Raw genomic sequence first — 13,303 nt, 5'->3', positions numbered from 1 at the left:
GGTGCTCAGTACCCCACAACTCGGAGTGGGTAACGTCCAGAAGGGCGATTTGATCGCGGCATAAACGCAAAAAGAGCGGCATCAAGGGAGTGTGTCGCTCCAAGAAGCCGCTCTGACTGATCCTACCAAGCTCGGCGAGGTGTTCAAACACCATTTGCCCTTTCTGCGCCGAGACACCCTGCAACGCCTCGCCGACGTCGTCACCGCTCTGATCCAAGCGCGTTCGACCAAGCACGCTCGGCTCGCACTTCATCTGCCCGGACACGCCAGCAGTTCAGTCAAGCTGCGCCGCGTCGAGCGCTGCCTACACGACCCTCAGCTCGATCAGGACGTTTTTTTGAAGCTGCTCTTGCCGCTCCTCCCTGATGACAAGCTCGTCATGACGATGGACCGTACGAACTGGGAGTACGGCGAAGCCGACTTGAACGTCCTTGTGCTCGGCGTGGTGCTTGAAGGCTTCACATTACCGCTGGTGTGGACGGCCCTGCCCCATGGGGGCAGCAGCGACACCAGGACACGCGAGCGTCTGGTCGCTCGACTGCTGAAGGTGCTGCCTGCGAAGCAATGGCGCGTTCTGGTCGCTGATCGAGAGTTCGTGGGGCGGGAGTGGTTTGCCTTTCTCAGGCGTCGGGGTGTGAAACGCTGTTTGCGCATTCGAGGCGACAGCCGCGTGGATGATTTGCGGCTCGATGAGGGATGGGCGTACGTCGAGCCGGGACAGGTGGTCGGCCTGCTGGAGAAAGCCAATATCTACGGTCAGGTCATGCAACTGGTGGTGACGCGCACGCCCGAGGGTGAACTGCTCGCCCTGGCCACCGACCTGAAAATCGACGAGACCAGAGGCGTGTACCACTTGAGGTGGTCGGTAGAAAGCACCTTCAGCGCGCAGAAATCGAGGGGGTTCGACCTTGAGGCGAGTGCGATGACCAAACCCGCTCGGTTGGAGCGGCTGGTCGGCGTAGTGACGCTGGCGATGGCTTGGTGCTTGCGGATCGGTACATGGTGCCACGAGCAGCGGCCCATCAAGCGCAAAAAGCACGGACGCCGGGCGGTGAGTCTCGTCAAGTACGGCTTGGAACGCCTTGCTGCCGCTTTGCGCTGGGGAACGAGTGATCGAACCATCCTCCTGAGCCTCGTCATGCAACCTTTTCCCGCTCCAATACAGCACTCAGCTCAAGATGTGGGGTACTGAGGTTAAGGTGGTTGTGGGTTATCCGGAGGGAGGAGGTTCTTGGAGAGTATGGTCAGCCTTCCCAGTAAAAAGGTAGGTTTCCAGATTGGAAATATTGAGTGGTATAACCGTGATTACTCCGGTTCACTCCCAAATAATTTTGAGGCCAACTTGAAATTGACCAGGCGAGGAATGGTGTGGTTCGATGAGTCGGCCACCGTCGGTGAGTTGCTATTGCAACTACAGGACTGGATTGCGCAATCCTGTAATGGAAGGCCCGCTGATTTCCAATACCATTCTCTTGACACTGAAGACAATCCAATATTTTCGGTTGTCCGAGACCTCAGTACCCCACAACTTGGATTGAGTGGTGTGCTGGAGCGGGAAAAGGCTGCATGACAAGCGCCAAAAGTGTCAGGCAGTCACTCGTGTCCCAACGCAAAGAAGCGGAAAGAAGCTCCAGGCCGTACCTGACGAGGCTCACTGCACGGCGTCCGTGTTTTTTGCGTTTGATGGGCCGCTGCTGGTGACACCACACGCCGACACGCAAACACCATGCCAAAGCCAGCGTGACTACCCCGAACAAGCGTTCCAGCCGATCCGGCCTGGTCATGGCACTCGCCTCCAGGTCGAAGCCTCTGGATTTCTGAGTGCTGAAGGTACACTCCACGGTCCAGCGCAAACGATACACCGCCCGCGTCTCGTCGATCTTCAGGTCGGTCGCCAGGGCGAGCAGTTCCCCGGCGTCGGTGCGGGTGACGACCAGTTGCATGACGTTGCCGTACACATTCGCTTTTTCGAGCAGCGCGACCACTTGTCCGGGCTGCACGTACCCCCAGCCCTCGTCGAGCCGCACGTCGTCGATCCGAGCGTCACCTCGGATGCGCAGGCAGCGTTTGATGCCGCGCCGCCTCAGAAACGTGAACCACGCCGCCCCGACGAACTCACGGTCGGCAACCAGAACACGCCACCGCTTCGCGGGCAAGACCTTGAGAAGTTGAGCGACCAAACGCTCACGCACTCCGGTGTCGCTGCTACCTCCGTGCGGCAAGGCCATCCACACGAGGGGCAAGGTGAAGCCTTCAAGCACTACGCCCAGCACAAGGAGGTTCAGGTCGGCTTCGCCGTGTTCCCAGTTCGTGCGGTCCATGGTCATGACCAGCTTCTCGTCGGGCAGCAGTGGCACGAGGAGCTTCAAGAAAACGTCGCGATCGAGCTGAGGGTCGTGTAGGCAGCGCTCGACTCGGCGCAGCTTGCTGACGGCACCGACTGTGCCGGGCAGATGGAGGGCAAGCTGGGCGTGCTTGGTCGAGCGAGCTTGAATCAGGGCGGTGACGACGTCGGCGAGGCGTTGCAGGGTATCTCGGCGTAGGAATGGCAGATGGTGCTTGATGACCTCGCCGAGCTTGGTAGGATCAGCCAGAGCGGCTTCTTGGAGCGACACACTCCCTTGATGCCGCTCTTCTTGTGTCTACGCTGCGATCAAATCGCCCTTCAGGACGTTACCCGAACCAAGTTGTGGGGTACTGAGGTCCGAGACCCTGATGCGGAACTATGGCTCATGCAATCGTCCGATGAGCAGTTCAAAGATCATGCCGATATGACCGACTCCGAAGTCGCGGAAGCTTTGACTGCTCTGTGTAATGAAATTAGACAGAGAGTGGAAGAGCGCTATGGCACTGTTGACATCCGTTGGTAAGCTCAATTTGTTGATGTTCACTCGGTAGGCAAATTCAGCATCGGAAGCCCTCCCTACTGGTCAGTAGGGAGGGCTTCTTGCCCCTTACCGCTACCCTGCCGCTACCAATGGGATTTGGCTGCCAGACGAATTAGCGGTTCAGCCGTCCGGTCAATTCCCTGGGCTCAACAACAGGAATATTCAGCAAGTTACGCAGGCGCAGGAGGTGCTTGTCCTTTGTCACAATGCCATCGGCCCCCGAAGCGACAAGCAGATCGAGCAGGTACCAATCCTTCGGATCCCGGCACGACGGCCAGTCCAGGTGCTCCACCTGTTCGTGGTACTCCCCGATTCGGTGTAGCTCTGATGCCGCCCGGAACGCGAACGATGGGGTCACGATTCCTTGACCCAAGTTGAGTACAGACTGATACGTCAGCACTTCGGCCAGCTCCGTGAAGTGCGTCTCGCTGAGCACGAACACCACCTCAAAACGAGGCGCCGCCTGATACAGGTCGAACGACGGACCAAACCGACTGGTCAAACCGCTGAGAAGGACGTTGACGTCGGGTACGAGGCGCAATGCCTTCAACGCTCGTCCTGCTCATCCTTACGCCCAAGTTGCAGCAAGGGGCTCTTCGCGAACCGCTCCCGCAGGGCCTGCTCTGACAGTGCGGGGGAGCGCTGGACCTCAGGCACAACGCGGCGTGCCTTCGCCCATTGCACAGCACTGTCGATCAGCTCTTCGCGCTCCTCGTCAGAAAGGTGCGCGAAGGCTTGCCGTAGGGGCTCGAAAGGATCCACGTCTTCGTGCAGTTGTAGGGCTGTGTTTCCCAAGATGCGATCAATGGCTGCAGTAGGGATGCGGTACTGAGCCCGCCCGGTGGGCGTCGTGCGTACCCGGATGGCTTCGAGGGCGCCTTCCTTGATCTGGCGGCGCACGGTGTCGTCACTCACGTGCAGCAGTTTGGCGGCTTCCTGCACGGTGAGCAGTCGGAGGGGTTCGTGTTTGCGGCCAGCCATCGTCTCACCAGATTTACCTTAGCTCAGGAGTCGCAAGAGGCGCAGGAGGCGCAACACAAAGCCACGCTCACTCTGTCCGCCAACCGGACAGAAAGCGAGGCAGCCATGCCGAAACGAGGAAACGGAAAAGGCAGCATTCAGCAGCGAGGTGAGCCAGGGAGCGCTTCTGTTTGCCACTATTCAGGTGCGGGACAGCTCGCCGTGTGGCTGGTCTTCGTCCTCGCGGACCTTGTCGACCAGCTGTGCGGGCTCGAACAGGCTGGCGCCCTTGCCGTAGCGGGCGTTGACGGCGCGCTGTACGATCCAGCCCGCGAGCGCGAAGCCGATTAGGAACATCACGATCGAGGGCAGGCGCATCACGGCGTTGGCCTGCGCGACCTGTGCGTTGAAGTCGGGCGTATCGAAAGGTGCCGTAACGATGCGCAAGTTCACGAAGAAGTTCACGATGCCCGCAATGACCTCCACGAGTGCGAAGATCAGCGTACCGGCGCCCAGGGCTTTGATGACCGTCCTTTGGGTCATGACCTTGCCCAGGGCCTGGCGTTCCTCGGCTTTGGCGGTCAGCGAGGACGCATCCAGAAAGATGCGAAACAGCGGATAGCGAAACCACACCGACACCACGGCCAGCGCCGCGATCAGAAAGCGCAGCAGCGAGTCCTTGAAGGCGTACAGTGCGCCATCCACGAACCAGAAGGCCAGACCTCCTGTGATAAGGGCGGTGGCGCCCGCGAAGATCGCAATGGGGCTCACGCGGCGGCGCACCAGCAGATCGAAGGCAGTGTAGGCCACCGGCACGAGTGCCGCGAGCAGATAGGCGCGCACGGTGCCACTCAGGCTTGGGGAGCTGCCCAGCACACGGGCGAAGCTGAAGCCCGAACCCAGCAGGTTGGGGCTCAGGACCGAGATGGGAATGATCAGGGTGAACAGCAGATCCTGCAGGAGCTTGCGTCCTGCGGCATCAGGTTTGACAGACGAATTGGCAGAAGGAGCGCTCACGCCTGTTATTGTGCCGCAGTGAGATGAAGCCTGCCACCGGCGGCACAACCGAAGTCGGCGGTGGGGTAAACGTCGCGTGAAGAGCGCGCGGTGTCCGCGAAGTCCCGCACACTGGTCGCGGGCGCGTCGTGCTGCTAGGCTGTCAGGCACAACTGGCCGCATGCGGCGGACTCCAGCGTTCATAAGCTGGCTTGGCGGAGCCTGTCGATCAGGCTTCGCTTTGCCGTATGAACGGAGTGAGCCCTGCGTGGTGCTCAGAAGGGCGCAGTCAAGCTCGGGAGGCACACTAAGGCGGACGTGTGGCCGGGTCAGGCAGAGCGGGCAAGGTCACCGCATCGGGGACGTGTCATTGGGCGGCGCTTCATGCCACCATAAGGCGCCGTGAGCAGTTCAGGAGGTTGGACGTGTTTTCTCGGATTCTGGTACTCACTGATTTCTCAAATGCTGCGCGGGCAGCAGAGGCGAGCGTACGATCGAATTTCCCGGCGGCCTGCGTGCGGGTGTTGCACGTCGGGCTGCGCCGGGCTGACACCAGCGACGACGTGATCGTCAGCCCCGGTGATCCCGCCAGCGTGGCCCTGGAGCAGGCCGGGTCTGGGGCGTACGATCTGCTGGTCGTGGGCACCTCCGGAAAGAACGCCTTGCAGCGTTTTCTGTTGGGCTCCGTGGCCGAGCGGGTGGTGAGGGAATCTCCCGTGGCGGTGCTGACAGTGCACGCGGATCACGATCCGTCGCGCCTGTTTCGCCGCCCCCTGGTCGCCACGGATTTCTCCGCTGCGGCGAAGCGCGCCACCGAACTGGCCCGTCAACTTCCACAGGCCGAGGTGCACCTGCTGCACGTCGTCGAAAGCGGCACCCTGGACACCCCGCTGGCCTTTCCTGCTGCCCGGCGAGGCGCGAGCGCTGCGGCGCTGGGTGAGCGTGACCGCCTGTGGGCCGCCGAAGCGCGTGAACGTCTGGACCGTCTGGGCGGCGGAACCGTCGCTCAGGGCGAGCCGGCTTCGCAAATTCTGGAGCACGCCGCGCAGCACGACCTGATCGTCATGGGTACGGCTGGACGGCGGGGTCTGGAAGGGCTGCTGTTCGGCTCGGTCGCGCAGCGTGTCGTGCGGGAAGCCACCGTGCCCGTGCTGACGGTGCGCACGTGAGCGGTCACGCGCTGACGGCCCCGCTTCAACGGAGCACGTCATGACGGCCCTCGCCGTTCTCTTTCCGTTTCTGGGGGCCGTGCTGGCCACCCTGGTGGGCCCCAGGCTTGGGCGTGGCGTGGGGTGGATCGCCGTCCTCTCGCTGCTTCCGGCGCTGTCCCTGGTGTTGCGCGCACCTCAGGCCGCGGGCGGCACCGTGTGGCGTGAAGCCTGGCCGTGGGTTCCGCAGATCGGGCTGGAGGTGGCCTTCCGGCTTGACGGCTACTCGTTGCTGTTCGCGCTGCTGATCGCCGTGATCGGCGTGCTCACCAGCCTGTACGCCATAGCGTACCTGTACCAGGAGAACTTCTCGCGCTTTTTTTCTTATCTGATGCTCTTCGCGGGCGCCATGCTGGGCCTGGTGCTGGCTGAAAACCTGGTCTTGCTGTTCGGCTTCTGGGAGCTGACCTCGATCACCAGCTTTCTCTTGATCGGTTTCTGGCACCACCGGGGCGCGTCGCGTGACGGGGCCGTCAAGGCGCTGCTGGTCACTGGAGGGGGTGGTCTGGCGCTGCTGGCCGCGGTCGCCATGATCGCCAGCGCGGGCGGGAGTGCCAACCTTTCCGAGATCGATCTGGGCGCCCTGCGCGCCAGCCCGCTCTTTACCCCCGCGCTGTTGCTGGTGCTGCTGGCCGCCTTCACCAAGTCCGCGCAGCTGCCCTTTCACCTGTGGCTTCCCACGGCCATGGAAGCCCCCACGCCCGTCTCGGCGTTTCTGCACTCGGCCACCATGGTAAAGGCCGGGGTGTTCCTGATTGCCAAGCTGGGCTTTTTGTTCATGGTGCCCCTCTGGACCACCCTGACGGTGACCGTGGGCCTCGCGACGCTGTTCTGGAGCGCTTACCTTGCTTTGCGTCAGACCGACCTCAAGGCGCTGCTGGCGTACTCGACGGTGTCGCAGTTGGGACTCCTGGTTGCGCTGTACGGCCTGAACGACCCCGCGGCGCGCTTTGCCGCAACCGCACACCTGATCAACCACGCGGCGTTCAAGGCGGCGCTCTTCTACGTCGTCGGCATCATCGACCACGGCGCGCACACCCGTGAGCTGCACCAGCTCGGCGGGCTGCGGCGGGTCATGCCGGTCACCTTCGCCGTGGCAGTCCTGGGTGCGCTCTCGATGGCCGGACTGCCGCCTTTCGGGGGGTTTGTCTCCAAAGAACTCTTTTTCGAGAACATGTACCACGTCGGCTGGCTGCCCGCGCTGATCGCAGTGGTGGGCAGCGCCTTTACGCTGGCCTACAGCCTGAAGCTGCTGACCGTCTTTTTCGGTCCGCTGCGCGCGCCCAAAGTGGCGGAGTTGCACGAAGCCAAACCTGCCTTGTGGGGACCGATGATCCCGCTGGCCGCCCTGACGGTCGTGTTCGGGCTGGCGCCCTTCACGGCCGAAGCGGTCACCCGCCTGGCGGCGCCCGCACTGGGCTTCACGGACGTTTCCGATCACCTGGTGCTGTGGCACGGCATCGGTCCGGCGCTGGTGATGTCGCTCCTGACCTGGGGACTGGGCGCGCTGATCTTCTGGCAGCGTGGCCCGATCGACGTGGTGCAGGAGCGCATCGAACAGCTGGGCAACGTCAACATGCTCTATTACGCTTCTCTGCGCGGCCTCGACCGCCTGGCGATCCGCTTCACGGGCGCCTCGCAGGGCCTGACCTTGCCCGATCAGCTGCGCCTAACCCTGACCTTCATTGTGGGGCTGGTGGGATACGGTCTGTGGCGCGCCGGCATGGTGTGGCCTGCGCAGCTCTCGGAAGTGCCCATGGTGTTCGTGCCAGTGGCGCTGCTGCTGATTGCCGGTGCGTTCGGTGCGCTGTTTGCGCGTGACGGTATCAGCGCCATTATTTTCACTGGCCTGACGGGTTTTGGTACGGCCGCCGCCTTTCTCGCCATGCGTGCGCCCGACCTGGCCCTCACGCAGCTGCTGATCGAGGCGGTCACGGTGATTCTGTTTTTGCTGGTGCTGCGCCTGCTGCCCCCCATGCGGCGCTTTCCGCGCGGGCAGGGCAAGCCGGTGTGGGACACCCTGATTTCGGCAGGCGTGGGAACGGCGGTGTTCGCGTTCGTGCTGGCTTCCCAGCGTCCGCTGGCCGAACGCATCTCGCCCTACTTCATCGAGAACGCCTACAAGGAGGCCGGGGGCAAGAACGTCGTGAACGTCATCTTGGTCGACTTTCGTGGATTTGACACCTTGGGTGAGATCGCGGTGCTGGCCATCGTGGCCGTGGGTGTGTTCGCGCTGGTGCGCCTGAAAGGACGCGCGTGAGCCGTCCCGAAGGCGGCGCGCCTCAAGGAGCGCTGCAGGAACACGACCCCATCTTGCAGACGGTCGCGCGGGCTGTGTTCTACCTCGTGCTGCTGTTCTCGCTGCACATGCTGTGGCGTGGTCACAATGAGCCCGGCGGCGGCTTCATCGCCGGTCTGATCACCAGCGCTGCCATGATTCTTCACCGGGTCGCGTTCGGAAAAGCCGTCACGCTGTTCAATCCACTCGTGCTGTTGCCGTGGGGGCTGGGAGTCGCTGCCCTGACCGGGCTCGTTCCGTTGCTGTTCGGCTCGGCCTTTCTGAAAAGCGCTTACGGCTATATCTCGCCGCCCTTCATCGGGGAATTCGAATGGGCCACCGCGTTCGTGTTTGATGTCGGCGTGTACATCGTCGTGGTGGGGGCCACGATGAGCGTGATCGGCAACCTTGCGCTCGTGCGGCCCACCGAAACACCACGGGACGCGGACGCCGCCCGGCTTGGTGAAGCGCGTCATAATGCTCATGACGCGCGTTCCCAGAGTTCGCAAGGAGAGCGTTGATGGAAATTCTGTTCGCCCTGGTGGTCGCCATTCTCGCTGCCGTCGGCGTGTACCTGACGCTGTCACGCACCATTTTACGTCTGGTGCTGGGCCTGACCTTCGTCGCTTACGCCGCCAACCTCGCCATTCTGAGTGCGGGTGGCCTGAGTGCGGCCGCGCCACCGCTGTTGAGCATCCGCGGACCCTACGTCGATCCCTTGCCGCAGGCGCTGATTCTGACGGCCATCGTGATCGGCTTCGGCACGACCGCACTGCTGCTGACCCTGGCCGTGCGCACCTACCAGGCCACCGGGCGCGATGACGTCGCGGGATTCGACGATGAACTCAACGAACTCGAAGCCTTGCCGGAACTGCGCGCCGACCCCGAACATCCCACCAATCCCGAGGAGCTCAGCTCAACGCGGCTCACCACACCGGAGGAACCTGTGGTCGGTCCTCTGCGGGAGCAGTCATGATTCCCGGCGCTTCCCTGGTGTTGCTGCCCGTGCTGCTGCCCCTGCTCGTGGCCATCGTGCTGCTGCTGGTGCGAGGCAGTCGGGCACGCTTCGTCATTTCACTGGGCACGGCAATTCTCACGCTCGCCTGCAGCGCGCTGCTGCTGCCGGCGGCTCTGCGCGGCGAGTACCCGGTGGCGAGTCTGGGAGGCTGGGCCGCTCCGTGGGGAATTCAGATCGTGGCGGATGGCCTCTCGGCCCTGATGGTGACCCTGTCTGCCGTCGCCGCGCTGCTGGCCGTGCTGTACTCGCGTGGCTCCACCGACGTGCGCCGTGAACGCTTCGGTCATCACTCGCTGCTGCACTTTCTGTTTGCCGGAGTGCACCTGTCCTTTCTGACGGGTGACCTCTTCAACCTGTTCGTGGCCTTCGAGGTAATGCTGGTGGCTTCGTACGCGCTGATCACCCTGGGCAGCGACGTCGGACAGCTGCGTGAAGGCTTCCGGTACGTGGTGTACAACCTGATTGCCTCGGCCCTCTTCGTGATCGGCGCGGGCTTTACCTATGGCGTGCTGGGAACCCTGAACTTCGCCCAGCTGGCGCAACGCAGCGCCGAACTTGGGCCGAACGCCACCGTGACGGCGCTGGCGTTTTTGCTGATGGCCGTGTTCGCGACCAAAACCGCATTGTTTCCGATGTCCTTCTGGCTGCCGACCAGCTATCCCGAACCACCGGCGGCCGTGAGCGCGTTCTTCGCGGCAGTGCTGACCAAAGTGGGCGTGTACGCGCTGATCCGCATGTTCAGCACGGTGTTCTCCGCCGAAGGTGAGGTGACGCACGCCGTGCTGCTCATGCTCGGTGGCGTGACCGTGCTGGTGGGCGCGCTGGGCGCCATTTCGCAGCGCACCTGGCGCTCGATTCTCTCCTTTACCGTCATCAGCTCGGTGGGGTATCTGGCCTTCGGTCTGGGGCTGCGCTCGGAAAGTGCTCTGGCCGCCACGGTCTACTACGCCATGAACAGCGTGCTGGTCACCTTCGCGCTTTTCGCGGTGGCGGGAGTGGCCGAACACCTGAGCCGCACCGAGCAGGTACGGCTGGGCGGCGTACTCGAAAACAGTCCGTGGCTGGCCGCCGGTTTTCTGGTCGGCCTGCTCGGCATGGTGGGTTTGCCGCCCACGGCCGGGTTCATCGGCAAATTCGCCCTGGTGCGCTCGGGTCTGGAGGTAGGCGGGCTGCTCGCCCACCTGGCAGTCGGCGCGGTGATCCTGGCAAGCCTGCTGACCCTGATCGCGCTGATCTCGATCTGGCGGGGATTTTTCTGGGGCCGGGTGTGCCTGGAGAATGTACCGGTGCTGGCACGCAGCACGACCATCGGCGCCGTGCTGGCCGTACTGCTCACGACCTTGCTCGCGGTGTTCGCCCAGCCCCTGTACGGCGCGTCCAGCATCGTGGCACGGCAACTCTCGGAGCCCGCGCATTACATCCGGCAGGTGCTGCCATGAGTGGGCTGCTGCTCAACGTGGTGCTGGCCTTCTCGTGGGCCCTGTTTCTCGGGGACGTGAATTTGCGCAACCTGGTGGTCGGGTACGCCCTGGGCTTCGGAGTGGTGGCCCTCTTTCGTGGCGTGCTCGGCGACCGTTACGTGTCCCGCACGGGCGCCGCGTTGTCCTTCGTGTTCTTCTTTCTGCGCGAGCTGGCCGTCGCGAACGTGCAGGTTGCCCTGTTCGCCTTGCGGCCACAACCGAATCTGCAGCCTGTGATCGTCGCGGTGCCCCTGCGCCTCCAGGACGACAGCTCGATCACCTTTCTGGCCGCCGCCATCACCCTGCTGCCGGGCACTGTCGCGATGGGCGTCTCGCCGGACCGCAAGTTTCTGTACGCGCACGCCATCGGCCTGCCCACGCTGGACGCCGCGAGAACGTCCATTCAGAACGTCGAAGACCGCCTGCTGCCCTTTCTGAAGTAAGTTACCTGTCAGGCTGACGCCCAAGGAGATCCATGCTCGCCGTAAATATTGCGCTCGTCGTGGTCGCGCTGTCCACCGTGCTCGTCACTTACCGCGTTTTGCGCGGCCCCAGCTGGGGAGACCGCATCATGGCCTTCGATTTTCTCAGCGTGAATCTGGTGGTGCTGTTCGTGCTGCTTGCCATTCGTGAACGCTTCGCATCGTTTCTGGACGCGGCGCTGGTGCTGTCGCTGCTGGGCTTTCTGGGTACGGTTGCCTTGGCGCGCTTTCTGCTGCTGGGGCGGGTGATGAAGTGAACGACACGTTCGTGTGGGCGCGCGACTTGCCGATCTTGTTGGGCGCGTTCTTCGTGCTGACCGCCGCCGTCGGCGTGCTGCGCTTTCCGGATCTCTACAGTCGCCTGCACGCTTCGAGCAAGCTGGTGACGCTGGGTTCGGCGGGCATCTTTATCGGCGCCATCGTCGAGTTCGCGGAAGTGGAGGTGGCCGCGCGCGTGCTGGCGATTCTGGCGTTTCAGTTTCTGACCACGCCGCTGAGCGCCTACATCATCGCCAACGCCGCGTACCTGCGTGGCCTGCCGCCCAGGCTCGAGCGGCCCGGCGCCGACGAATGGAACGCGCTGGGACTCGCCGAGGAAGAGGCCGCGCCTCATCCTGCGCGGGCCGCGGCCCAGACGCGCCGCGAGTAGCATGAAACAGCACCTCATCCCGAAACGGTCGATGGTGCAGCTCATCGAAGAAGGACAGCTGGGCGAGGCCCGGGCGCACCTGGTCACCCTCACCGCGCCCGAAGTGGCCGTGGTGCTGGAAGACCTGAGCGCACCCCGGCAGGCGCTCCTCTACCGTCTGCTTCCGCCCACCCTGGCGGCGGACGTGTTTGCCTATCTGGACGCCGAGCAGCAGCGTGCGCTGCTCGGCGCGCTGACGGAGAGCGAAACCCGCGCCCTGCTGGCCGAACTCGACCCGGATGACCGCACGCAGCTGTTCGAAGAACTGCCTGCCAGGGTCGTGCGGGAATTGATGGAACTGCTCAGCCCGGTGGACCTCGTGCAGGCACGTGAGCTGCTGGGCTACCCGCCGCAGAGCGTGGGCCGGGTGATGACACCGCATTTTGTGGCCGTGCGTCCCGAGTGGACGGTCGAGGAGGCTCTGGCCTTCGTGCGCCTGCGGGATGTGCCCGGCGAGGCCGTCAACGTCATTTACGTTGAGAATGAGCATGGTGTGCTGCTAGACGCGCTGGCGCTGCGGGTGTTCGTGCTGGCCCAGCCGCAGGCGCGCGTGGAGAGCATCATGGACCGGCGCTTCGTGAGCCTCTCGGCACACGCCGACCGCGAGGAAGCCGTCAATTTGATGGCCGACTACGACCTGGAGGCCTTGCCGGTCGTGGATGACGCGGGCGCCTTGCTGGGCGTGGTGACCTTCGACGATGTGATCGACATCGCCGAACTGGAAGCCACCGAGGACTTCCAGCGCTACGGCGCGGTCGAGCCGCTGCAAGGCGGCGCCGGGCGGGTCGGCGGACGGGAGCTGTACCGCAAGCGCGTCGGGTGGCTGGTGGTGCTGGTGTTCGTGAACCTGCTGTCGGGGGCCATCATCAGCCAGTACGAGGACGTGATTACGCAGGTCGTGTCGCTGGTGGTGTTTTTGCCGCTGCTGATCGGGTCGAGCGGCAACGCGGGTGCGCAGGCCTCTACCCTGATGGTGCGGGCCATGGCGACCGGCGACGTGCGGCCAGGGGACTGGGGCCGTCTGCTGGGCCGCGAACTGCTGGTCTCGGGGGCCATCGGCCTCACCATGGGGCTGGCGGTGTCCTTGCTGGGTCTCTACCGGGGTGGGCCGATGGTGGCGCTGGTGGTGGCGTCCACCATGCTGCTGGTCGTGGTGGTCGGCAGCCTGATCGGCGTGTCGCTGCCCTTCGTGCTGCAGCGTCTCAAGCTCGATCCGGCCACGGCGAGCGCACCGCTGGTGACCTCGCTGGCCGACATCAGTGGCGTGGCGATCTACTTTCTCATCGCCAACTGGCTGCTGATGCGCTGAGGAGCGCCCGGGCAGG

The 13,303-nt window shown here is 63.8% G+C and carries 15 protein-coding genes; 11 read left to right on the top strand and 4 right to left on the bottom strand.

The features are described from left to right. The first annotated feature begins 91 nt into the window (after window positions 1-91). Window positions 92-1,192: an IS4 family transposase gene (locus DEIPE_RS05360; protein WP_015231360.1), complete on the top strand. Its 1,101-nt coding sequence runs from the start codon at window positions 92-94 to the stop codon at window positions 1,190-1,192. Window positions 1,193-1,240: 48 nt separating this feature from the next. Continuing rightward, a complete protein-coding gene (locus DEIPE_RS25705; protein WP_015234967.1) occupies window positions 1,241-1,570 on the top strand; it encodes a DUF7878 domain-containing protein in 330 nt (109 codons plus the stop codon). Here the strand turns inward: DEIPE_RS25705 and DEIPE_RS05355 are convergent. The 4 genes from DEIPE_RS05355 to DEIPE_RS05335 all read right to left on the bottom strand — a co-directional run bounded on the left by DEIPE_RS05355 (window position 1,515) and on the right by DEIPE_RS05335 (window position 4,865). Next, complete coding sequence (locus DEIPE_RS05355) at window positions 1,515-2,615, bottom strand: IS4 family transposase (protein ID WP_015231253.1); 1,101 nt, start codon at window positions 2,613-2,615, stop codon at window positions 1,515-1,517. The two genes, DEIPE_RS25705 and DEIPE_RS05355, sit on opposite strands and share 56 nt — an antisense overlap. A gap of 385 nt (window positions 2,616-3,000) precedes the next feature. Then, on the bottom strand, window positions 3,001-3,438 hold the full coding sequence (locus tag DEIPE_RS05345; protein WP_015234965.1) for a putative toxin-antitoxin system toxin component, PIN family: 438 nt from the start codon (window positions 3,436-3,438) through the stop codon (window positions 3,001-3,003). Then, a complete protein-coding gene (locus tag DEIPE_RS05340) occupies window positions 3,435-3,869 on the bottom strand; it encodes an excisionase family DNA-binding protein (RefSeq protein WP_015234964.1) in 435 nt (144 codons plus the stop codon). The genes DEIPE_RS05345 and DEIPE_RS05340 overlap by 4 nt, the downstream gene beginning before the upstream one ends. Window positions 3,870-4,049: 180 nt before the next feature. Next, window positions 4,050-4,865: a VC0807 family protein gene (locus DEIPE_RS05335; RefSeq protein ID WP_015234963.1), complete on the bottom strand. Its 816-nt coding sequence runs from the start codon at window positions 4,863-4,865 to the stop codon at window positions 4,050-4,052. Between the two features lie 404 nt (window positions 4,866-5,269). Between DEIPE_RS05335 and DEIPE_RS05330 the strand changes: the two genes are divergently transcribed. The 9 genes from DEIPE_RS05330 to mgtE are packed head-to-tail and all read left to right on the top strand — an operon-like array spanning window position 5,270 to window position 13,287. Further along, window positions 5,270-6,013 carry a universal stress protein gene (locus DEIPE_RS05330; RefSeq protein WP_015234962.1) on the top strand — a complete coding sequence of 248 codons (744 nt, stop codon included), beginning with the start codon at window positions 5,270-5,272 and terminating at the stop codon, window positions 6,011-6,013. 40 nt (window positions 6,014-6,053) lie between these two features. After that, window positions 6,054-8,312 (top strand): hydrogen gas-evolving membrane-bound hydrogenase subunit E, encoded by a 2,259-nt coding sequence (gene mbhE, locus DEIPE_RS05325; RefSeq protein ID WP_015234961.1) that lies wholly within the window; start codon window positions 6,054-6,056, stop codon window positions 8,310-8,312. Beyond that, window positions 8,309-8,851, top strand: a complete 543-nt coding sequence (locus DEIPE_RS05320; RefSeq protein WP_015234960.1) for an MnhB domain-containing protein — start codon at window positions 8,309-8,311, stop codon at window positions 8,849-8,851. The genes mbhE and DEIPE_RS05320 overlap by 4 nt, the downstream gene beginning before the upstream one ends. Beyond that, entirely contained in the window at window positions 8,851-9,306 is a 456-nt protein-coding gene (locus tag DEIPE_RS05315; protein ID WP_015234959.1) for a sodium:proton antiporter, read from the top strand. The genes DEIPE_RS05320 and DEIPE_RS05315 overlap by 1 nt, the downstream gene beginning before the upstream one ends. Continuing rightward, entirely contained in the window at window positions 9,303-10,787 is a 1,485-nt protein-coding gene (locus tag DEIPE_RS05310; RefSeq protein WP_015234958.1) for a proton-conducting transporter transmembrane domain-containing protein, read from the top strand. Before DEIPE_RS05315 ends, DEIPE_RS05310 begins: the two co-directional genes overlap by 4 nt. Beyond that, a complete protein-coding gene (locus tag DEIPE_RS05305) occupies window positions 10,784-11,251 on the top strand; it encodes a Na+/H+ antiporter subunit E (RefSeq protein WP_015234957.1) in 468 nt (155 codons plus the stop codon). The genes DEIPE_RS05310 and DEIPE_RS05305 overlap by 4 nt, the downstream gene beginning before the upstream one ends. A gap of 32 nt (window positions 11,252-11,283) precedes the next feature. Then, entirely contained in the window at window positions 11,284-11,547 is a 264-nt protein-coding gene (locus DEIPE_RS05300; protein WP_015234956.1) for an MrpF/PhaF family protein, read from the top strand. Further along, window positions 11,544-11,939, top strand: a complete 396-nt coding sequence (gene mnhG / locus DEIPE_RS05295) for a monovalent cation/H(+) antiporter subunit G (protein ID WP_015234955.1) — start codon at window positions 11,544-11,546, stop codon at window positions 11,937-11,939. The genes DEIPE_RS05300 and mnhG overlap by 4 nt, the downstream gene beginning before the upstream one ends. 1 nt (window position 11,940) lies before the next feature. Next, complete coding sequence (gene mgtE / locus DEIPE_RS05290) at window positions 11,941-13,287, top strand: magnesium transporter (RefSeq protein WP_015234954.1); 1,347 nt, start codon at window positions 11,941-11,943, stop codon at window positions 13,285-13,287. Window positions 13,288-13,303: the final 16 nt, after the last annotated feature.

This window comes from Deinococcus peraridilitoris DSM 19664, from assembly GCF_000317835.1.
GTDB classification, from domain to species: domain Bacteria; phylum Deinococcota; class Deinococci; order Deinococcales; family Deinococcaceae; genus Deinococcus_A; species Deinococcus_A peraridilitoris.
The sequence above is the reverse complement of the archived record's forward strand: the minus strand, read 5'-3'. Positions and strand labels throughout refer to the sequence as shown.